Below are 20293 nucleotides of genomic sequence, written 5' to 3'. Positions count from 1 at the left end.
GGTACGAGTCAGGAGTTAAAACTCGGTATGAGCCGAGAACAGCTGCTGATGCATTTTCTGCGCAAGATCATCGGTCATCGATGAGATGTAATCCGCAATCACGCGCATTTTTCGAGACTCATCTTGATGTTGTAACCATTGCTTCTTGATGGGCAGTGGCAGCAAGCGTTCAGGATCTGCGCTGAATGCTTCAAACATATCCATAATGATCTGTTGGCCTTTGTATTCGATGACCTGAACCTGTGGCACTTGAATCACGAACTCGCTGACAAAGTGTTTCAGCTTATCGAGCGTGCCGTCCATGCTCGGTTCAAGCACGGCATTGTAAGCCAAAAGCACATTCTCAAAGTTAGCATCTACTCGCTTAATCGAGATGCTGGTCAACAGGGCGTTGACTATCCCACCAATCGCATCCTTTCGACGATACTGTTCACCAGAGAACAGCATTTCTGTAATTGAATCTAGGTGTTCACAAATCCATGGGTCGGCCATCTCTTTCAGTTGAGGGTAAGCCGATTCGACCCACTGAGCTTTGGTCACAGAGCCAAGCACAATCGCATCTTCTAAATCATGCACGCCATACGCGATGTCATCAGCCAGCTCCATAATCGAACAATCCAGCGACTTATATTTGGTCTTATTGTGTTCAAGTGGCTCGGTATGCGTTTTTCTTTTCTGTTTTAGAAGCTGTTGGTCGCTGTTTGAAAGCGGTTCAAGCACCCAGTTAAACAATTCTTCATCATGATCGTAGATGCCTTTTGCTGGCATCCAATCTTTGGCTCGGAGTTGTCGTTGATGCTTAACGGGTTCAGACTGTAATTGCGCTTGAACCTCACTAAGCAGAGAAGGGTACTTAATCAGACCTAACAAAGTGCGTCGAGATAGGTTCATCCCATGATGTTCAGTGTAAGGTTCTAGTTGTGTGACAATGCGAAACGTTTGAGCGTTGCCTTCAAAGCCGCCGTGGTCGCGCATCATGTAGTTGAGTGCGACTTCGCCGCCATGTCCATAAGGTGGATGACCGATATCGTGAGCCAAACACAGTGAATCAATCAAACTGTCTGAGGGTAATAGGTCTCGAAACTCGGGCTGCTTTTTCTTCAGTTGAGCGACGATACCGGTGCCAAGCTGAGCGGCCTCAAGAGAGTGGGTAAGGCGCGTTCGGTGAAAGTCGTTGACCGTGGTGCCATGGATCTGGGTTTTCGCTTGTAAGCGACGGAAAGCAGCAGAGTGAAGCACGCGCGCACGGTCACGCTGATACGGGCTGCGGTGGTCATCACGTCTTATTTTATGTTCATCGTCATTTCGATGCTGCCATTCTTGTTCGAGTACAAAGGGTGGTTCGAGTTGAGAATTCAAAATAGCACCTATCAAATTGATTTTATTTAGCTAATTAAAAACAACTTATACCCAGCTAGCTTATCTCGTCTAGTGATAATTCAAAGCTCGGCGCAAATGTGGTGAGAAAGTAGTCCATTTCTGGGCTTTTGCGTTGTTCGAGTGTCTCTTCCAATCGGCGCTTGGCTTGCTCGTATTCATGATTGCCCGCACTGAGCTCTTCCAAGCATTTCAAGTAAGCACAGATAGTATCTGCCTGCTTGACGATGCTTTGCTCTTCTTTACTCGCAGTACCAGATATTAAGAAGGGGGCGAAGTCGTCTCGGAACTCTTCTGGCAACATCGAAAGCAGCCTTTGTTCTGCTGCAGCTTCTATCTTCTTATATTCTTGTGCAATGTCCGGGTTGTAGTATTTAACTGGCGTTGGCAAATCCCCTGTCAGTACCTCACTGGTGTCGTGGTACATGCCAAGCAGAGCAATGTGTTCGGGGTTAAGCTGACCATCAAACTTCTTGTTTTTGATCAACGCTAAAGCATGTGCCACGAAAGCAACCTGTAGGCTATGTTCTGAAATGTTCTCGCTTGAGACCGAGCGCATCAGGGGCCAGCGTTGAATTAGCTTCATGCGTGCGAGATGGGCAAAGAAATGGCTTTGTTTCATACGCGTCCTTATAGTACCAATCGTAGTAAATAACTGGTCATCCTAGCTTGTTAAAAAACTCGATAACTATGTTAGAATTTTTGATTGTAGAATAACTACTTATCGAAAAATTCTGCCTTGTTCTCAAGCTTTTTCCCTACGCTATTTCTGAACACTTACTTACTGTGATTGGTATAAACAATACTCCACTCGTATCTTGTGTTTGCATAGGGATACGAGACAGCGGATACAAAAAAGGCTCCTAAACAGGAGCCTTTTAAGCATAGAAGTGAATGAATACAAGTTAAAGTCTTTTAAAACAGCAAATTGTAGCCATCTTTCTTTATGCTCATTAACCTTCGATGAGGTCGTCTTGGTTGTAGGTCTGTAAGAAGCGCTCTAAACGACCAATTGCGATTTCTAGATCTTCGATGTGCGGCAGAGTCACGATGCGGAAGTGGTCCGGTTTCGGCCAGTTGAAGCCAGTACCTTGAACCAATAACACTTTCTCTTGCTTAAGGAAGTCGAGTACAAACTTCTGATCGTCTTTGATGTTGTACATGTTGGTATCGATTTTAGGGAACAGGTACATTGCGCCTTTCGGTTTCACACAAGAAACGCCAGGGATCTTGTTGATCAGTTCCCATGCACGGTCACGTTGTTCAAGTAGTCGACCGCCTGGAAGAATCAGCTCATTGATACTCTGATAGCCACCGAGTGCGGTTTGGATAGCGTGTTGCATCGGAACGTTGGCACACAAACGCATTGAGGCCAGCATTTCTAGCCCTTCTACATAGCCTTTCGCTAGGTGTTTAGGGCCTGTTAAGAACATCCAACCACCACGGAAACCACATACACGGTAAGCTTTAGATAGGCCGTTGAACGTCACCATTAATACATCTTCAGCAAGCGTTGCCACTGAAGTGTGTACCGCACCGTCGTAAAGTACTTTGTCGTAGATTTCATCGGCGAAGATGATCAAACCGTGCTCACGAGCAATCTCAACCACTTGTAATAGGAAATCACGGCTGTAAACCGCGCCTGTTGGGTTGTTCGGGTTGATAAGAACGATGCCGCGCGTCTTTGGTGAGATCTTAGCGCGCATGTCGTCTAAATCTGGATACCAATCAGCATCTTCATCACACATGTAGTGAACCGGTGTACCACCAGAAAGAGCAACAGACGCTGTCCATAGTGGGTAGTCCGGAGCGGGAACTAAGATTTCATCACCATTATCCAGTAGCGCTTGCATAGACATAACGATAAGCTCTGATGCGCCGTTACCAATGTAAACGTCTTCTACATCAAGGTTACGTAGGCCTTTTTTCTGGTAGTGCTGAACAACCGCTTTGCGGGCTGAATAGATGCCTTTTGAGTCGCAGTAACCTTGAGATGTCGGTAGGTTACGGATTACGTCAACAAGGATTTCATCAGGGGCGTCAAAACCAAATGGGGCGGGGTTACCAATATTAAGCTTCAGTATTTTATGCCCTTCTTCTTCCATGCGCTTAGCATGTTTGAGTACAGGCCCCCTGATTTCGTAGCATACGCTGTTGAGTTTTGACGACATCCCGATATTTTGCATTGCCGATTTCCTGAAATTAATTTAAATACTTTATTAAAGTACCGCAAAATGGCGTTTGATAGAATAAAAATCTGATGAATGTCGCATTTCAGTGTCACGTTTAGCCTTTTTGTTGTCACTCTTTTCTAAATTTTAATTAATCGCTTTCTTGGTTATTGGCTAAGATGAATAAAGGGGCGGGATCGCTTAAAATCACAGGAATGTTGAAAAGATATAGTACATTCTTGATCTAAGTGGGTACTGCCCATAAAGTATCAAACTAATATAATAATAATTTAGATGTGAACGAGGTCGATTTGTCACATTTCCAGCAAACTATCTCCGCTTTGATTGAGCGAGTACAAAATGCCCAAGCAAGCGAAGTTCGTTGTGTTGAAGTTCTAACGCAAAAACCATCGTTTGCATTTATAGAATGGCTTCATGCTCAACCGCTCTTTCCTAAGTTCTACTGGCAGTCACGCGACACTCGTGAAGAGGTTGTTGCGCTCGGACAGTTACATACGTTTTCAGATCCTGCACCCGCGTACGCGATTCTTGGTGAAGACCAACGAATCTGGGGTGGACGCTCGTTTGATGGGCACACCGCAAAGAACCGTCGCTGCATGGAGTCGTTTTTCTTCCTTCCTCAGGTTGAATTGATCCGCTTTGACAATACTTGGTCGTTGGCGGTTAATTTGTCCCCTGATCGCGTTTCTTCTATTAATGCTTTGAATAAGCTTTCTGTAGAAGCCGCGATATTAGCGCCTTTGTCTGCGCATATTGAACAGATCAATCACGTTCCAGAAAGAGAGCAGTGGGACAACCTTGTCGATAAAGTGCTGCAAGGCATTAGCGATAAAGAGTACAAAAAAGTCGTTTTAGCGCGAAAAACTACATTGCAGCTCGATGCGCCTATCTGCGCAGCTCAATTACTTAAAGCCAGCTATCTGCAAAATCACCACAGTTTCCACTTTATGTTGGTGCTGGATTCTAAACACAGTTTCATTGGCTCGACACCAGAGCGCTTATATAGCCGCCATGGTACGGAGCTCGATACCGAAGCGCTTGCTGGAACCATTGGTCGTGGAGAGAACGCAACTGAGGATATGGAGCTTGCCAACTGGCTTTCTCAAGACAGCAAAAACCTCAATGAGAACCAGTATGTGGTCGACGACATCATTGAGCGTCTCACTCCTCATTCTCAAACGGTCCATGTTGAAAAGGATGCGCGTTTAGTACGCTTGCGTAAAGTGCAGCATCTTAAGCGCAATATCCATGCTCAGCTTAATAATGGTGTTAATGGTGTGCAGTTGCTTGCTGCCTTACAACCAACTGCTGCGGTGGCGGGTTTGCCGCGTAAAGAAGCGATAGATTTCATTCTTGAACACGAACCGTTTGCTCGAGGCTGGTATGCAGGCTCTGTAGGCTATATCAGTCATCAGCGAGCGGAATTCTGCGTGGCGATTCGAAGCGCCTTGATTGTAAACGATCAAGTACAACTGTTTGCTGGCGCGGGGATCGTGCCGGGATCGGTTGCCGAACATGAGTGGCAAGAGCTGAACAAGAAGATGTCTACCTTGCTCAGCCTCATTTCTGATCACCCACCATTGGGTGTCGCGTCATGAATCACGACCAAGCCGTATTAAACAGAGTTTGGTGTCACACGTTACTTGAAGAACTTGCACGCAATGGCGTTGAACATGTTTGTGTTGCACCGGGCTCTCGCTCAACGCCGTTAACTCTCGAAGCCGAAGCTAATCCCAAGTTAAACTTACACACGCACTTTGATGAGCGTGGTCTTGGGTTCTTAGCGTTAGGCTTAGCAAAAGCCAGCAACAAGCCAGTTGCGGTGATTGTGACATCGGGAACCGCCGTGGCGAATTTGCTTCCTGCGACGGCTGAATCTGGGCTGACACGAGAGAAGCTGATCTTACTGACCTCTGATAGACCCATCGACTTGGTCGACTGTGGTGCCAATCAAGCGATTCAGCAGCATGGTATCTTTTCTTCCCATGTAGAAAGTGCTTTAAACCTGCCAAGCCCAACCACACAAATTTCATTGAATTGGCTTCTAACATCGGTTGATAGCGCGCTTGCGAAACAACGCAATGTGGGCGGTGCGATTCATATCAATTGTCCGTTCCCAGAGCCGCTCTATTCTAAGAACAGTGCTGAAATGTATGCTGACTACACTAACAGTATCGCTAGGTGGAGCTCGTCAACAACCCCGTATTCTAATACCTGTTTACCCAATCATTTGACTGTACAGCCGATAGCGCCGGGCGATTACCTAGAGCGTAAAGGTGCGGTGATTCTTGGTTCGATTGATAAAGAAGCGGCAACAAAAGCGCAGCAGTTTGCTTCGGCTTTGGGCTGGCCAATTTTCTGTGATCCTCAATCGGGCGTGAGCAGTGATTGGAAGCATTATGATCTGTGGTTACAGAGTGACTCAGTCAAAGAGCAACTCAACCAGTGTGATTTCATCCTTCAGTTTGGTGAGCGCATTGTTTCTAAGCGATTAAACCAATGGGTTAAGTCACAAGCAGCTTGGTTCGATTGCACGCAATATGTTGTGGTTTCAGCTGATGCGCACCGTATAAATCAAGACCATCTGCCTCAAACGCATATTGTTTCCAATATTGAGTCATGGATAACCGATCAACACCTGCCAACGTTGTTGGGCAAACACTCGGGTTGGGCGACGCCTTTAATCGAGGTGGCCAATACCGTTCAGCAACTGGCACTCGCACAAATATCCAATAATGACCAACTGACCGAGTTGAGTGTTGCGGTTGACTTGTCGTCTAGACTTAAAGACAGAGAGTTGTTTGTGGGAAACAGCTTGATGGTAAGGCTGGTGGATATGCTGTCGTCAATATCTGCGAATTGGGTTTACAGCAATCGTGGGGCATCGGGCATTGATGGCTTGGTGGCAACGGCTGCGGGTGTAGTGAAAGCCAACCAGAATCCTTTGTTGATGTTGATTGGCGATACCTCTCTGCTTTACGACCTAAACTCACTGGCTCTGCTGACTCATAATTTAACGCCGATGGTTATTGTTGTGACCAACAATGATGGTGGTGCGATCTTTGATTTATTGCCGGTACCAGAGCAACAGAAACAGTCACTTTATCAAATGCCTCATGGTTTCAGTTTTGAACACGCTGCTGCGCAATTCCAGTTGGGATACGCTGCGCCAGAAACCTTGAACTGCTATCAAACCATTATCGAACAACATTTCGAACAGGGTCAGGGTACCTTGCTCGTGGAAGTTAAGACGCCTCCCGAACAAGCGTCTACTTTGCTGAAACAATTCAGTTCAATGCTCACCGAGGCATTAGCCTAAGGACTTTACATGCTTTACTCCGATTATTACCCAGCTGTACAAGATTCTTCTGACAAACCTTTGCTTGTTTTCTTACATGGTTTACTCGGAAGCGGGGATGATTGGAGTGCATGTCATCCATTCCTTGAGGATTTTCCTCTCCTTTGCATAGATTTACCCGGACACGGACAAAGTCGCTTTATCGATCCGGTAGGGTTTGATCATTGCTGCAAGAAAATTGTCCAGTGCATCACATCTCAACTGGCTCTCAACGATCTTCCGGCCGATTACCCTATCGTAGTGATTGGGTATTCTATGGGCGGAAGGCTCGCTATGTATGGGGTGACAAGTCCTTGCTTTGAGACGCTCAATCTAGAGAAAGTCATCATTGAAGGTGGCAACTTTGGCTTGGAATGTGATGAAGAAAGAGCACAAAGGTTAGTACATGATACGCAGTGGGCTGTTCGCTTTGCACAGCAGTCGATTGAAGATGTTTTAGACGATTGGTATCAACAAAGCGTCTTTTCTTCACTAAATCATGAGCAAAGACAAACTTTGGTCATAAAGCGTAGTGGTAACCTTGGAGTATCCGTAGCAAATATGTTGTTATCTACTTCGTTAGCTAAGCAACCGGATTTACGTGCCACATTGAAATCTCATGAGCATTTATTGCATTATGTATGTGGAGAAAAAGATCGTAAATTCATGGAGCTAGCTGAGAATAGTGGCTTTGAATATAGTCAGGTGGATTACGCGGGTCATAATGTTCATTTTGAGCAACCTGAGCTGTTTTCTAACCTGATAATCCAATGTATCGCCAGTCGTCGTTAATCTGACTGAGCGGTTCTCTCGTATCAAGCACTATCAAAAGCAGAGCAACACCGTCACGACTACTTGTTAGTCGTGGTCTCTAATAGAACAATGGGAATCACCATGGCTAAAACAGTAGGCATCACAGAAGAAGAACTTTACGCGGCAGTTAACTGGAGCGATGAAAGCAGTCAATACGAAGATATTCAGTACCACAAGTCTGACGATGGTATTGCAAAAATCACGATTGCGCGTCCTCAAGTCCACAATGCGTTCCGTCCACAAACCGTAAAAGAGATGATCAACGCACTGGCTGACGCTCGTTACGACGAGAAAGTAGGCGTGATCATTTTGACGGGTCTTGGTGAGAAGGCGTTCTGTTCTGGTGGTGACCAAAGTATTCGTGGTGACTACGGCGGCTACCAAGATGATTCAGGTACACACCACCTGAACGTACTTGATTTCCAACGTCAAATTCGTACTTGTCCAAAACCAGTTATCGCAGCGGTATCGGGTTGGGCAGTAGGCGGCGGTCATGTACTTCACATGATGGCAGACCTTACTATTGCTGCTGAAAACGCGCAGTTCGGTCAGACGGGTCCTAAAGTGGGTTCTTTCGATGGCGGTTGGGGTGCTTCTTACATGGCTCGTATCGTTGGTCAAAAGAAAGCGCGTGAAATCTGGTTCTTGTGCCGCTTCTACGATGCACAAGAAGCACTGGACATGGGCCTTGTAAATACCGTTGTTCCTGTCGCTGACCTAGAAAAAGAGACCGTTCGTTGGTGTCGTGAAGTGCTTCAACACAGCCCAATGGCACTGCGTTGCTTGAAAGCGGCTCTGAACGCGGACTGTGATGGTCAAGCCGGTCTACAAGAGTTGGCGGGTAACGCAACCATGATGTTCTACATGACAGAGGAAGGCCAAGAAGGCCGCAACGCATTCAACGAGAAACGTCGACCGGACTTCGACAAGTTCCCGCGTAATCCATAGTCTTTCTCTTCTTCAAAATGAGTCGCTAATAGCGGCTCGTTTTGTTTTGATGTTCCCCGTTTTTTAGGAAACTTTATGAACTCAGTGAATTCTCAGCGTCACGCTAAACTTTACCGTTATCAATTACCTATGGATAGTGGCGTGGTTCTTCGTGACAATAAGTTGAACGAACGCGTTGGCTATATCATCCAACTTGAGTGTGATGGTAAAACTGGTTTTGGCGAAGTTGCGCCTTTGCCAGGTTTTAGCCAAGAAGATGCCGAACAAGCTGGCATTCAGCTTCAACACGAATTAGAGCTTTGGAGCCACAATAAGCCTCAAACGCCTTTCGACGAGCTGTATCCTTCTGTCGCGTTTGGCTTTTCAATGGCGATGATTGAATTGCGAGGCGATCTTAACGCTCAAGGTAACTACCAAGCTGCGCCTTTGTGTACAGGCGATCCTGATGAACTGATCCCTGTATTGAATGAGATGCAAGGCGAGAAGGTCGCGAAAGTGAAAGTTGGCCTCTACGAAGCGATTCGCGATGGCATGCTGGTTAGCTTATTCCTTGAGTCGATCCCTGATTTGACCCTAAGACTTGATGCCAACCGTGCGTGGAAGCCAGAGAAAGCGAAGCAGTTTATTAAATACATTTCGCCGTCACTGCGTCAGCGCATAAGCTTTATTGAAGAGCCTTGTCAAAAGCCAGAAGACAGTTTGGCCTTTGCCATTGACCATGGTGTTGCGATTGCGTGGGACGAGACACTGCAAGAAGCGGTGCGAAGCCCAGAGTTTGATCTTAGCGACCTTACTGGTGTTAAAGCAGTCGTGATCAAGCCAACTCTTATTGGTTCTGTCGAGCGTTGTGTGGCAATCATTGAGCGTGCACAGAAGCTTGGAATGAAATCTGTATTGAGCTCAAGCATTGAGTCGAGCCTAGGTCTGACTCAGATTGCTCGTTTGGCGCAGCAATATCTACCAAACGAAGTGCCGGGGCTGGATACGATTGGCTTGTTCAAGCAGCAGCTAGAAGTTTCTTGGCCGGGGAGTCAGTTGCCTGTCTCCACACTTGAACAGCAACAATTGATTTGGTCTTCTTAGGCCGATCTATTTGAATGGCTATTTAGTTAGCTTAACAAGTTCTTAATCTATTTTTGGTTATCCTATGATGCGCCCACAATCTAATCATCACCCGCTCTGGGTACAGTGGGCGCAGCAAAACCCACTTCAACCAGCGTTAGTGACCACTCACCGCACTTATACTTGGCTGCAAGTGTTTGTGTTGGTTAGTGAGTACCAACAACAGCTATCTCATCAAGGCCTATCTGAAGGTGATGTACTGACGATTGTTGGTAAGAATCAAGCTGAAGTGATCCCGGTTTACCTTGCCGCACTCAATTTGGGTGTGGTTTGTGCGTTTACGATGCCTCAGCCTAGTTTACGCCTGAAGCAAAAGCTCGATTCCTTATATCAAACAGATCAACAGAGCTACCTTTGGCTTTTGGACAGTAGTGGGATAGAGCATTCAGAGGCTGCTGATTTGAATACTCAGTTGGTGACCTTGTCTTGCTTAAATGAAGTGAAGCTCGATGCTGATGGTAATCGGATCACGACATCTCAAGACTTCCACTTCAATCCGCAAAATTTAGCGAGTATCGTATTCACTTCAGGTTCTACCGGAAACCCAAAAGCGGTCGGTCATACGCTTGAGCAGCACTTATGTTCTGCGTCAGGGCTGCTTGAGGTGTTTCGTTATCAACAAGGTGACACGTGGTTATTGAGTTTACCTATGTACCATGTGTCGGGGCTGGCGATAGTTCATCGTTGGTTGGCGGCTGGTGGCTGCATCAAAATAGGCACAGGTCAGCTTGAAACCGATATAGAAGAATGCAGTCACGCTTCATTAGTCGCTACTCAGCTACATCGATTGTTAAAGAGTAAGCAAGCACTTACTTTAACGCATGTACTTTTGGGTGGTAGTCATATACCAGAAGCACTTGGGCTCGAAGCTCAACAAATGGGCATCGAAACATGGCTTGGGTACGGCATGACTGAAGCGGCTTCAACCGTGACCGCGAAGCCCGTTGATGCCAGCTGCACCGCCGGTTTTGTCCTTAACCATCGCCAGCTAAAAATTGAAGAACAACGTATCTTTATTGGCGGCGAGACGCTCGCTTCTGGGTATTACTATCAAGGTAAATTAACGCCATTAGTTGATAACAACGGCTGGTTTGATAGCAAAGATCTTGGTGAGTGGGTTGGCGAACAAGTGTCGATTATTGGTCGCGCTGACAATCAGTTTATTTCTGGTGGTGAGAACATTCATTGCGAAGAAATTGAGCGAGTACTCAATCAATTGTCTGAGGTTAATCAGGCTTTTATTGTTCCCATTGAAGATGATGAGTTCGGATTCCGACCTGCAGCGATTGTCGATTGTGCTGATCTGCCAACCAAAGAGTGGTTTATCGAGCAGTTAACTGGTCGTCTTGAACGCTTCAAATTTCCTGTTGAGTATTATCGAATGCCTCAGCAGGAACAACTGGGTATTAAGGTTTCGCGCGCTGGATTGGCGCAGTGGTTACAGCAGACTCGTTCTAAATAGAGCGAAGAGCAATAAAATGAAGCGCAATACACGGTGACTAGTCGTAATTGCGCTTCAGGGGGTTGTGACGGTGGTGAAGCCGTCACAAATTCTAATTATTTATCGTGCCATTCAAGATTTGGCGTTAAGCGAGTGCCTTCTTCATTTGTTCAGCGACTTTATCTACCTTACCTAGGCCAATGATAACTTGCAGGCCACCTTTACCAACCGGTACCACACCTGCCGCACCGAGTTTCTTCAGTTTATCGCTGTCTGCTGCACCTGAGTCTTTCACAGTTAAGCGTAGACGAGTAATACAGTTATCGACTTCTAGAATGTTGTCTGCACCGCCAACCGCTTCAATGTAGCTGTTGGTTAGGTTAGCCAATGCTTCTGGTGTTTCAGTTTCTTTTTCTGCTTCCATCTCTTCACCACGGCCTGGAGTACGTAGGTTGAACTTGATGATAGCGAAGCGGAAAATACCGTAGTAAAGCGCGAAGAACACCACGCCTTGAACCAGTAGCATGTACCAGTTAACCGCTAGTGGGTTTTGGCTTGATAGTACTAGGTCAACGAAGCCAGCAGAGAAGCCGAAGCCTGCCATCCATTCCATGCTTGCTGCAATGTAAAGCGATAGGCCTGTTAATACTGCGTGTAGCAGGAACAACACGGGTGCTAGGAACATGAAGCTGAATTCTAGCGGCTCTGTGATACCCGTGAAGAATGAAGCCATAGCTGCCGCAAGCATGATTGCGAATACTTGGTTTTTGTTTTTCGCATCAGAACAGTGGTACATCGCCAGTGCTGCTGCTGGTAGGCCAAACATCATGATAGGGAAGAAGCCCGCTTGGTACATGCCTGTTTTACCCGGAATACCCGTACCGTTAGCGATAGATTGCGCGCCGCCTAGGAAGTTTGGAATGTCGTTAATACCAACAACGTCGAACCAGAACACAGGGTAAAGAGCGTGGTGCATACCAACTGATAGGAACAAACGGTTGAAGAAACCAAACAGACCGGCTCCCACTGCGCCCATGCTTTCTAGTTTAATACCCAGAACGATCAGAGCGTCGTAAACAGCTGGCCAGATGTAAAGTAGAGCAAAAGAGAGAGCCATACCTGCTATTGAGGTCAGGATAGGAACCAAACGCTTACCACTGAAGAATGCTAAAGCTTGAGGAAGTTCAACGGTTGAGTAGCGGTTGTAGATCTCAGCAGAGATGATACCCACAATGATACCTACGAATTGGTTGCTGATTTTACCAAATGCCGCTGGCACTTCACTGAGTTCAACATCCATTAACTGAGCAACAGAGCCCGGAGCAAGTAGCGTGGTGACGACGAGGAACATCACAAAACCAGACAGTGCCGCCGAACCATTCTTATCACGGCTCAAACCAAATGCGACACCCACCGCGAACAGAACCGCCATGTTGTCGATGATCGCGCCACCAGATTTGATCAAGAATGCGGCTAAGATACTTTCTGAACCCCAACCAACAGGATCCAACCAATAGCCGATTCCCATAAGGATTGCTGCAGCTGGCAGTGTGGCTACGGGAACCATTAATGCCTTACCTACTTTTTGCATATACCCGAGTATATTCATATGTGCCCCTAAGTTTGTAATTAATTTTTTTAATGTTTCTGCTCGTCAACGTATGGAGTCAAAGATTGATCGAGGCAGGATTTTAAGTAACTGCGGCTATTAAAAACTTATTTCTTAATGCAAACAAACGAAACGGGTAGTAGTATGAATTAAAATTTTTAATGCATGAGTTCGTATGGCTAACCATCAATCTTTACTTAGAAATCTTCATACTTTTAATGTGGCTGCAGAGAAAATGAGCTTTACGCTAGCGGCGAAAAAGTTGCATTTGACTCAGGGAGCCGTTAGCCATCGAATCAAAGTGTTAGAAGGTGAACTCGGATTTAACTTGTTTGTGCGAGGGACTCGTAAACTGGAACTAACGGAAGAAGGCCAGCGCTTTCAACGAACGTTATCCAAGTCGTTAAGCTCTATTTTTGGTGAGATCGAAGACATTACCAACACAGACTTGTATGGACAGATCAATATCGGTACCAGTCCTGCATTTGCCAACAGTTGGTTACTACCAAGACTGGCTGATTTTAAAAAGCGATATCCTAAGTTTAATCTCAACATTTTCTCGCAAGAAGAGCAGGATTTTCATCAAAATCATCTCGATGTCGCCATTTACTATGGTGCTGAAGATCTCAAAGACATGCATCGACAGCGACTGTTTGGCGAAAAGTATATTCCGGTGTGTACACCGAGTTACGCGGCTGAGCACGACATTTTTGATGATGGCTTAGAATCGCTGCACCGGATTAATTTCATTCATGCACTAGGGTCAGATGTATGGCAGCGTTGGATTAAACACCACGGCTTGGATGTGAACTTGTTTGAGCAATTTTACTGCGTGAGCCACCGAGATATGGGCGTAAGAAGTGCCCTCAGCAATATTGGTGTGGCGATGGGGCGCTATCATTTTGTTAAGCAGTATGTTCAGACTGGTGAGCTCATAACACCTTATCCGAGCATGGATACCGACCAAGGGTATGACTTAATATGCCCGCTAGGCACGGAAAAACGGCCTAAGGTAAGAACCTTTATTAAGTGGTTAGAAGGGCAGTTACGCTAGGTTAGTTAATTTAGCAATTAGATAGTTCAAAACAGAATTTATTATCTTTATAACCATCCATCATAATAAGCCATATAAATAACGGATTATAGAATAAGGTCTTATTATGAAAATTGCCCTCATCATTGCGGTTTTACTGCAGATAGGCCAAGCGATCATCTCATCGGGGTTGACTCGTTCGTTGGCTGAGCTCACCGCATTTGTGTTGGTTGTGGTACTTGTTTTAATGAAAAGAGAGAGCAAGAAGAGTGATAAGCCCCTGTTTGATTCGTGATTGTTGCAACAAAGAATATCCTTACCACAAACGATAAAGGCAAAGCCCATTGGAGCTTTGCCTTTTTGTTTTGTTGCTCGCTAACCCGAGTGTCTAGGTAACCGAACAACCATCTAAAGCATTTCTATGCAGGCTAGGCGAGAGTTAACCACGCTAATGAACCTGTCGAGATCATGACCCACATTGTAATACCGAACATCAATGGCTTCGGTCCTGCTGCTTTTAACTTCTCAACCGAAATACCACAGCCAATTAAGAACAGACACACTACCAGTGCTCGCTTAGAGACATCAAAGATTCCTTGATAGACCATCTCAAATTGTGGCAGTAAGTCACTCACCGCGATAGCGGCGCAATAGAAGAAAATGAAGTAGGGAACCGTAACCTTCTTTTGATCGTTCTTGAAGATCATCGCACTGATTAAAGCGATTGGGATGATCCAAAGTGCGCGAGCGAGCTTCAATGTTGTCGCTGTCGTCAGTGCTTCTTCGCCATACGCTGAAGCTGCACCTACTACAGAAGACGTGTCGTGAATCGCAATAGCTGCCCAAGTACCAAATGTTTGTTGGCTGAGTTCAAGCGCGTGACCAATCATCGGGAATAAGAATAGAGCAACCGAGTTCAACACGAATACAGTGGCTAACGCCAAGCCAATCTGTTCATCGTCTGCTTTGATCGCAGGTGCCACTGCTGCTATCGCGCTACCACCACAAATCGCGGTACCAGAAGAGATAAGGTAGCCTGTAGTGCGGTCTAGCCCCATTCGTTTAGCCAAGAACCAACCAATGACTAATGTACCGATAATCGTCGTTACAATGAGCCCAATACCATCGCCTGTTACTGCTAATGCTTTTTCAAACTGAATACCAAAACCCAAGCCAACAATAGAGTAGGCCAGTAGCTTTTTGGTGAGTTTGCCGACTTCCAAGTGTTCAGGGACTAGTCCTAAACTAGCAAGCAGGAAACCGATAACCAGGGCTGTCGGTGAGCTAACCCAAGGCGTTAAGCAAAACAGTGCAGCAAGATAAAATGGAACGGACTTTTTTAGGTTCATTGTATTTAGAGTCTTGTTTTGTTGTGGCGTTATTGTGATGAGACCACTATACGTTCAATAAAATGATAAGTAAGTCTAAATGAATTGAACAAACGTTAAGGAAAACTTAACGCTTGTTCAGCTGATATGAATAAAGGGTTGGTTAGCTAGCGTAGTGATCCACGAAGGTCAGAGACTGACTGTCGAAGCGTTTCACAAGAGGCTTCTTTAGGTGAAATCGGTTCGCCCGCTTCTATCTCTAGCTTAGTCCAGAAGCGAGTGGGTAACCCTTTGCAGGCACGGCCTTTGTAACGACTAAAGTAGCTACCCCATAATCCTTTAAGAGCCATAGGAATCACAGGGACAGGTGAACGTTTGATGATTAGCTCCATACCACGCATGAACTCAGCCACTTCGCCATCAGAGGTGAGCTTTCCTTCTGGGAAAATACACACGATATGACCTTCATGTAGCGCACGCTCTACTTCTTTGAAAGCGTTTCGAATCGAGTTGCGGTTGGTCGCGGAGATTGGAATCACCCCAGCTCTTTTTAAGAAGCGTCGAATTGGCGGTAACTTGGTGTAATCCTCTTCCATCACAAAACGGATCAAGCGAGGGCAAACCGCACTCAGCAGCAGTGCATCCATATAACTCACATGGTTGCAGACAATCAACGCACCGCCTTTTTCTGGCAGGTGATGTAAGTTCTTATGTTTAACTCGGTACATGGTGTGAGTGACCACCCACGTAAAGAAGCGGAAAGCGTAGATAGGCACCTGATAAAACAGGTACAGCATCACCAAAGTGTTGCCCACCGCGAGCAAGATAAATAGCTGTGGAATTGAAAGCTCTAGAACACTAAGGCAAACAATACCTAATACCGCACTTCCCACCATGAACAGTGAGTTATAAATATTGAGCCCGGCAATCACTTGGGCACGTTCATCTGGCTTGGCACGTAACTGCATCAGTGAATACAGAGGAACAATAAAGATACCGCCAGAGATACCCAGAAGCAGAAGGTAAGCAAACAGTGGCCACAGCTCTGAGTAGGTGACGAATTGATGGAAAGAGCTAAAGTCAGGCAAAGACTCCGGGATGGATATCGCCATCAAAAGACCGAAGATCGAGATACCTAAGCTGCCCATTGGCACGATGCCGATTTCAATGCGGTGATTCGATAACTTATCGCAAGCCAAAGAGCCGATTGCTATGCCTACCGAGAACAGTGCCAGTAAAAAGGCGACCGAGCTTTCAGTGCCGTTTAGATGCAGTTTAGTGAAGTTCGGAAACTGAGTTAGGTAAGCCGCACCAAGGAACCAGAACCAACTGATAGACATCAGTGCTTGAAAGGTCGGGCGGTCTTTTTTGGCAATCGCTAGTGTCGCGCGGGTCAGTTTTACTGGTTGCCACTTTACTTTAAGATCTGGTGCATTACTTGGCGCATGTGGGATAAAGCAGCTTGATACATAGCCAAGCACGGCGAACGAAACAATACACACCGCAGCAATGAGCTTTGCGCCTTCTTCAGATGCAATGATGCCTGCGCCTAGAGTACCAATCAGGATCGCTAAGAATGTACCTGTCTCGACGAGAGCGTTACCAGATACCAGTTCTTTTGTTTCTAACTGCTGTGGAAGCAGGGCATACTTCACCGGACCAAAGAAAGCACTCTGCGTTCCCATAAGGAACAGGAGAAGAAGTAATATTCCGTAGCTTTCGTAGATAAAACCGACCGCACCCAGTGACATGATCACTACTTCGAGGAGCTTAACTTTACGGATAAACCACGATTTTTCGTATTTGTCGGCCAGTACACCGGCCAAAGCTGAAAATAAGAAGAAGGGCAGAATAAAAAGGCCAGCGGCCAAATTAATGAATAGATTGCTGGAAATAGGCAGCGTGTCTACGCTTGCGAAAGCAACAAACAGTAACAGGACATTTTTGAATATGTTGTCGTTAAAGGCTCCTAGAAATTGGGTAATAAAGTAGGGTAGGAACCTTTTTTGCGTTAACAGCGAAGATTGGCTGCTGTTGTTCATTGTCTTTCCTTGGATGATTACCAGTTGGTTAAGTAGTTTGAGACTAGGTTATTGATCAGCTCTTTACCATCAATAGGCTCGGAGGCGAAAAATTTATCATCAACGCTAAGTAGAGTAATTCCGTGTACTCCAGACCATAATACACGGCTGGCTTTGACTACTTCGCTTTTCGTATGTTCAGGAGCAATCGCTACCAGCAACTGCTCTAGCATGCCTGTCATTCTATCGATGCGGTTCGATTGCCATTCAGGAAGGTTTTCACCGTTCATGTTGTGCTCGAAGATAAGCTGCCAACGGTGTGGGTGTCTCTGTGCAAAATCGTGGTAGCAGTAGGCAAGGTTGAATAGAGCTTGTTGAGGGTTGCTCGATTGTTCAACAGCTGCAGCCGATTCTGACGCCAGTTCATCTAATGTTTGAGCGACCACATGCAAAAGCAGTAGGTTGTAGTTACCAAATACATTTACTAAGGTACTTGGAACGTAACCAATCATATTGGCGATTTTACGTAGACTTAGCTCGTGATAAGAGTGCTCTTCTAAGAAGTCAGTTACCGTTTTTAAGGTTAATTGCACTAATTGTTCGCGAGTATGATCGTTTCGTCTTGCCATGGGTACTTTCTATTAAATGAACATCGTTCAATATTTTAATGCTGCCCCTGAGTGCCGTCAATCCCTTCGCTAGTTTAGTAATCAATTAATAGCCGCAATATTATGATACATGTGTAAACACGGTGAATATTTCATTGTTCTTTGTTAACGAGTATGATTAAGGTGTCGAAAGATAAAAAACCTATAAAGGATAATAATGAAACGATTTTTCTCACTAGTCGCGATCCTGTTGGTAACAGTCGCGGTGACGCCAATCGCGGAAGCGAAAAAGTTTGGTGGTGGTAAGTCATTTGGCAAAAGCTTTAAAACGGCTCCAGCACCAAAACAACAAAACACGAATTCGATCCGTCAAGATCAAACAGGTAAGAACACAGCAGCTAACTCTAGCAAGAAAGGCCTTATGGGCGGTCTGCTAGGTGGTTTACTTGCTGGTGGTCTTTTAGCTGCATTCTTTGGTGGCGCATTTGAAGGTATCCAGTTCATGGATATTCTGATTATGGGTCTGATTGCTTTCCTAGCGTTTAAATTCCTACGCGGAATGTTGGGCGCGAAGCAGGGCTCAATGAATCAGCAGAATGCACGTGGCCAACAGCCAGCATTCGGCGGCATGGGTCAGAACAAGTTTGAACAACCTAAGCAACAACCAAATGTTCATAACTTCGAGCAAGCACAACCTCAATCACAAGGCGCTGCTGGTGGTTTCGGTTTTGGTGCACAAAGCGATGTTCCACATAACTACCCACCGGGCTTTGATCAAGCGGCATTCATCAACGGTTCTCGTGAGCACTACCGTACACTGCAAGGTGCATGGAATCACAACGAGCTAAACACGATTGAAGAATACGTATCTCCAAGCCTATTTGAAGACCTAAAAGCTGAGCGTAATAAGCTAGACGGTGATCAGCACACTGACGTAATGTACGTTGATGCTGAAATCGTTCGCGCAGACCACGATGGTAGCAAAGCACAGCTAAGCCTTCAGTTTAGCGGTCGTTACCGTGACACAGCGGATGGCGTTGAAGAAGATATCACTGATATCTGGCACCTAGAGCGTGACCTAACAACTAACAATGCACCTTGGTTAATTGTTGGTATTCAAGGTTAATTCCAGAATTTAACTCAACATCAATAGGATGTAGTTATTCGGAATGACACCAAATAATTGAAAGCCCCTGCTGAGAAATCAGCAGGGGCTTTTTTGCGTCGAATGATATGTATCTGTAAGTCGCTGCAGGGAAATTATGACGAAAACGTGCGGAACAGACAAAGAACATGAGTAGCGGAAGTGTGTCATCACGACAAATATTAAGAGATGTAACTTATCCAAAGATTGGATTACCCTGAGGCTAACTAACTGATTTTATTTGGATGTAATGAGTAATGACAAAGTTCTTTGAACCCGTATTGGAGCCTGAGGTTACTTTGCAGCAGAAACAGATAATTGCGAATGAATGCCAAGAACATGTATCGACCAGTTGTTTAGGCTGTGCTGCTTATCTGGTTTGTGAGCGTCATGCTGAAGTATGGGATCACTGATGTTTGAATGATTTAGCTCGATTAGTTATTTGTAGTAGCGGGTTAGTGTTTAGGAAGTTGAGGGTTGTTTTAGAAAGACACGGTTACAAAGATACGTTTAGAAAGAGACAAAGCTCAGAAACGAAAAAAGCCAACTCAATGAGTTGGCTTTTCGATTTTCCAATTAAGGAGAATATGGTGGAGGGAGACGGATTCGAACCATCGAAGGCAGTGCCGGCAGATTTACAGTCTGCTCCCTTTGGCCACTCGGGAACCCCTCCAGGGTGTGTCTTACTTTTCACAAAGTAAGCCTAAATTGATGTTTTCCCATAAGCCCATCAACTAGGTTGTTCTCTTAACTCTTAAAAGAGGTAAGAAGAATATGGTGGAGGGAGACGGATTCGAACCATCGAAGGCAGTGCCGGCAGATTTACAGTCTGCTCCCTTTGGCCACTCGGGAACCCCTCCAGGGTGTGTCTTACTCTTCACAAAGTAAGCCTAAATTGATGTTTTCCCAAAAGCCCATCAATCAGGTTGTTCTCTTAACTCTTAAAAGAGGTAAGAAGAATATGGTGGAGGGAGACGGATTCGAACCATCGAAGGCAGTGCCGGCAGATTTACAGTCTGCTCCCTTTGGCCACTCGGGAACCCCTCCAGGGTGTGTCTTACTTTTCACAAAGTAAGCCTAAATTGATGTTTTCCCATAAGCCCATCAACTAGGTTGTTCTCTTAACTCTTAAAAGAGGTAAGAAGAATATGGTGGAGGGAGACGGATTCGAACCATCGAAGGCAGTGCCGGCAGATTTACAGTCTGCTCCCTTTGGCCACTCGGGAACCCCTCCAGGGTGTGTCTTACTCTTCACAAAGTAAGCCTAAATTGATGTTTTCCCAAAAGCCCATCAATCAGGTTGTTCTCTTAACTCTTAAA

17 protein-coding genes and 4 tRNA genes are annotated in these 20293 nt (G+C 45.6%); 10 read left to right on the top strand and 11 right to left on the bottom strand.

Going from position 1 to position 20293, the window contains the following annotated elements:
- Positions 1 to 15: 15 nt before the first annotated feature.
- From OCV20_RS12020 to OCV20_RS12010, 3 genes are all read right to left on the bottom strand, one after another.
- Positions 16 to 1359 (bottom strand): anti-phage deoxyguanosine triphosphatase, encoded by a 1344-nt coding sequence (locus tag OCV20_RS12020; protein WP_086774306.1) that lies wholly within the window; start codon positions 1357 to 1359, stop codon positions 16 to 18.
- 55 nt (positions 1360 to 1414) lie between these two features.
- Positions 1415 to 1999: a 5'-deoxynucleotidase gene (gene yfbR, locus OCV20_RS12015; RefSeq protein ID WP_017060613.1), complete on the bottom strand. Its 585-nt coding sequence runs from the start codon at positions 1997 to 1999 to the stop codon at positions 1415 to 1417.
- Positions 2000 to 2330: 331 nt separating this feature from the next.
- Complete coding sequence (locus OCV20_RS12010) at positions 2331 to 3563, bottom strand: pyridoxal phosphate-dependent aminotransferase (protein ID WP_050621089.1); 1233 nt, start codon at positions 3561 to 3563, stop codon at positions 2331 to 2333.
- A gap of 296 nt (positions 3564 to 3859) precedes the next feature.
- On the opposite strand from OCV20_RS12010, the gene OCV20_RS12005 reads away from it, so the two are divergent.
- The 6 genes from OCV20_RS12005 (at position 3860) to menE (ending at position 11251) form a co-directional block, all read left to right on the top strand.
- On the top strand, positions 3860 to 5167 hold the full coding sequence (locus OCV20_RS12005) for an isochorismate synthase (protein ID WP_086774305.1): 1308 nt from the start codon (positions 3860 to 3862) through the stop codon (positions 5165 to 5167).
- Entirely contained in the window at positions 5164 to 6888 is a 1725-nt protein-coding gene (gene menD, locus OCV20_RS12000) for a 2-succinyl-5-enolpyruvyl-6-hydroxy-3-cyclohexene-1-carboxylic-acid synthase (protein WP_086774304.1), read from the top strand. The genes OCV20_RS12005 and menD overlap by 4 nt, the downstream gene beginning before the upstream one ends.
- Positions 6889 to 6897: 9 nt before the next feature.
- Positions 6898 to 7698 (top strand): 2-succinyl-6-hydroxy-2,4-cyclohexadiene-1-carboxylate synthase, encoded by an 801-nt coding sequence (gene menH, locus OCV20_RS11995; protein WP_048661466.1) that lies wholly within the window; start codon positions 6898 to 6900, stop codon positions 7696 to 7698.
- A 102-nt stretch (positions 7699 to 7800) separates the two neighbouring features.
- Positions 7801 to 8667, top strand: a complete 867-nt coding sequence (menB, locus tag OCV20_RS11990) for a 1,4-dihydroxy-2-naphthoyl-CoA synthase (RefSeq protein WP_017060170.1) — start codon at positions 7801 to 7803, stop codon at positions 8665 to 8667.
- 75 nt (positions 8668 to 8742) lie between these two features.
- Positions 8743 to 9750, top strand: coding sequence for an o-succinylbenzoate synthase (gene menC / locus OCV20_RS11985; RefSeq protein WP_086774303.1), 1008 nt, complete (start codon positions 8743 to 8745; stop codon positions 9748 to 9750).
- Positions 9751 to 9814: 64 nt separating this feature from the next.
- A complete protein-coding gene (gene menE, locus OCV20_RS11980) occupies positions 9815 to 11251 on the top strand; it encodes an o-succinylbenzoate--CoA ligase (protein ID WP_086774302.1) in 1437 nt (478 codons plus the stop codon).
- A 124-nt stretch (positions 11252 to 11375) separates the two neighbouring features.
- Here the strand turns inward: menE and nagE are convergent, their stop codons facing one another.
- Positions 11376 to 12821, bottom strand: coding sequence for an N-acetylglucosamine-specific PTS transporter subunit IIBC (gene nagE, locus OCV20_RS11975; protein WP_170930211.1), 1446 nt, complete (start codon positions 12819 to 12821; stop codon positions 11376 to 11378).
- Positions 12822 to 13014: 193 nt separating this feature from the next.
- On the opposite strand from nagE, the gene OCV20_RS11970 reads away from it, so the two are divergent.
- Positions 13015 to 13893: a LysR substrate-binding domain-containing protein gene (locus OCV20_RS11970; protein WP_048613079.1), complete on the top strand. Its 879-nt coding sequence runs from the start codon at positions 13015 to 13017 to the stop codon at positions 13891 to 13893.
- A gap of 106 nt (positions 13894 to 13999) precedes the next feature.
- The gene (locus OCV20_RS11965; RefSeq protein WP_017068947.1) at positions 14000 to 14167 is read left to right on the top strand and encodes a hypothetical protein; all 168 of its coding nucleotides are present in this window, start codon (positions 14000 to 14002) and stop codon (positions 14165 to 14167) included.
- Between the two features lie 133 nt (positions 14168 to 14300).
- Here the strand turns inward: OCV20_RS11965 and OCV20_RS11960 are convergent, their stop codons facing one another.
- The 3 genes from OCV20_RS11960 to OCV20_RS11950 all read right to left on the bottom strand — a co-directional run bounded on the left by OCV20_RS11960 (position 14301) and on the right by OCV20_RS11950 (position 17850).
- Positions 14301 to 15221: a YeiH family protein gene (locus OCV20_RS11960; protein ID WP_086774301.1), complete on the bottom strand. Its 921-nt coding sequence runs from the start codon at positions 15219 to 15221 to the stop codon at positions 14301 to 14303.
- Positions 15222 to 15367: 146 nt separating this feature from the next.
- Complete coding sequence (locus tag OCV20_RS11955) at positions 15368 to 17242, bottom strand: MFS transporter (RefSeq protein ID WP_050645671.1); 1875 nt, start codon at positions 17240 to 17242, stop codon at positions 15368 to 15370.
- Between the two features lie 17 nt (positions 17243 to 17259).
- On the bottom strand, positions 17260 to 17850 hold the full coding sequence (locus OCV20_RS11950; RefSeq protein WP_017064073.1) for a TetR/AcrR family transcriptional regulator: 591 nt from the start codon (positions 17848 to 17850) through the stop codon (positions 17260 to 17262).
- A 196-nt stretch (positions 17851 to 18046) separates the two neighbouring features.
- Between OCV20_RS11950 and OCV20_RS11945 the strand changes: the two genes are divergently transcribed.
- Entirely contained in the window at positions 18047 to 18955 is a 909-nt protein-coding gene (locus OCV20_RS11945; protein WP_004736112.1) for a Tim44 domain-containing protein, read from the top strand.
- A 275-nt stretch (positions 18956 to 19230) separates the two neighbouring features.
- Positions 19231 to 19386: a hypothetical protein gene (locus OCV20_RS11940; RefSeq protein ID WP_197275920.1), complete on the top strand. Its 156-nt coding sequence runs from the start codon at positions 19231 to 19233 to the stop codon at positions 19384 to 19386.
- Between the two features lie 175 nt (positions 19387 to 19561).
- On the opposite strand, the gene OCV20_RS11935 is transcribed toward OCV20_RS11940, so the two are convergent.
- The 4 genes from OCV20_RS11935 to OCV20_RS11920 form a co-directional block, all read right to left on the bottom strand.
- Positions 19562 to 19646, bottom strand: a tRNA-Tyr gene (locus OCV20_RS11935).
- Between the two features lie 102 nt (positions 19647 to 19748).
- Positions 19749 to 19833: transfer RNA gene (locus OCV20_RS11930), tRNA-Tyr, on the bottom strand.
- 102 nt (positions 19834 to 19935) lie between these two features.
- Positions 19936 to 20020, bottom strand: a tRNA-Tyr gene (locus tag OCV20_RS11925).
- Positions 20021 to 20122: 102 nt separating this feature from the next.
- Positions 20123 to 20207, bottom strand: a tRNA-Tyr gene (locus tag OCV20_RS11920).
- Positions 20208 to 20293: the final 86 nt, after the last annotated feature.

It is taken from the genome of Vibrio coralliirubri (assembly GCF_024347375.1).
Taxonomy (GTDB): Bacteria; Pseudomonadota; Gammaproteobacteria; order Enterobacterales; family Vibrionaceae; genus Vibrio; species Vibrio coralliirubri.
Note: the sequence above shows the minus strand (reverse complement) of the source record. Positions and strands in the feature narration are given on the sequence as shown.

Bases quoted from the DNA above. Each gene is read 5' to 3' on its own strand.
- yfbR (WP_017060613.1), bottom strand. From the start codon at position 1,999: ATGAAACAAAGCCATTTCTTTGCCCATCTCGCACGCATGAAGCTAATT.
- OCV20_RS12010 (WP_050621089.1), bottom strand. From the start codon at position 3,563: ATGCAAAATATCGGGATGTCGTCAAAACTCAACAGCGTATGCTACGAA.
- menD (WP_086774304.1), top strand. From the start codon at position 5,164: ATGAATCACGACCAAGCCGTATTAAACAGAGTTTGGTGTCACACGTTA.
- menH (WP_048661466.1), top strand. From the start codon at position 6,898: ATGCTTTACTCCGATTATTACCCAGCTGTACAAGATTCTTCTGACAAA.
- menB (WP_017060170.1), top strand. From the start codon at position 7,801: ATGGCTAAAACAGTAGGCATCACAGAAGAAGAACTTTACGCGGCAGTT.
- menC (WP_086774303.1), top strand. From the start codon at position 8,743: ATGAACTCAGTGAATTCTCAGCGTCACGCTAAACTTTACCGTTATCAA.
- menE (WP_086774302.1), top strand. From the start codon at position 9,815: ATGATGCGCCCACAATCTAATCATCACCCGCTCTGGGTACAGTGGGCG.
- nagE (WP_170930211.1), bottom strand. From the start codon at position 12,821: ATGCAAAAAGTAGGTAAGGCATTAATGGTTCCCGTAGCCACACTGCCA.
- OCV20_RS11970 (WP_048613079.1), top strand. From the start codon at position 13,015: ATGGCTAACCATCAATCTTTACTTAGAAATCTTCATACTTTTAATGTG.
- OCV20_RS11965 (WP_017068947.1), top strand. From the start codon at position 14,000: ATGAAAATTGCCCTCATCATTGCGGTTTTACTGCAGATAGGCCAAGCG.
- OCV20_RS11960 (WP_086774301.1), bottom strand. From the start codon at position 15,221: ATGAACCTAAAAAAGTCCGTTCCATTTTATCTTGCTGCACTGTTTTGC.
- OCV20_RS11955 (WP_050645671.1), bottom strand. From the start codon at position 17,242: ATGAACAACAGCAGCCAATCTTCGCTGTTAACGCAAAAAAGGTTCCTA.
- OCV20_RS11950 (WP_017064073.1), bottom strand. From the start codon at position 17,850: ATGGCAAGACGAAACGATCATACTCGCGAACAATTAGTGCAATTAACC.
- OCV20_RS11945 (WP_004736112.1), top strand. From the start codon at position 18,047: ATGAAACGATTTTTCTCACTAGTCGCGATCCTGTTGGTAACAGTCGCG.
- OCV20_RS11940 (WP_197275920.1), top strand. From the start codon at position 19,231: ATGACAAAGTTCTTTGAACCCGTATTGGAGCCTGAGGTTACTTTGCAG.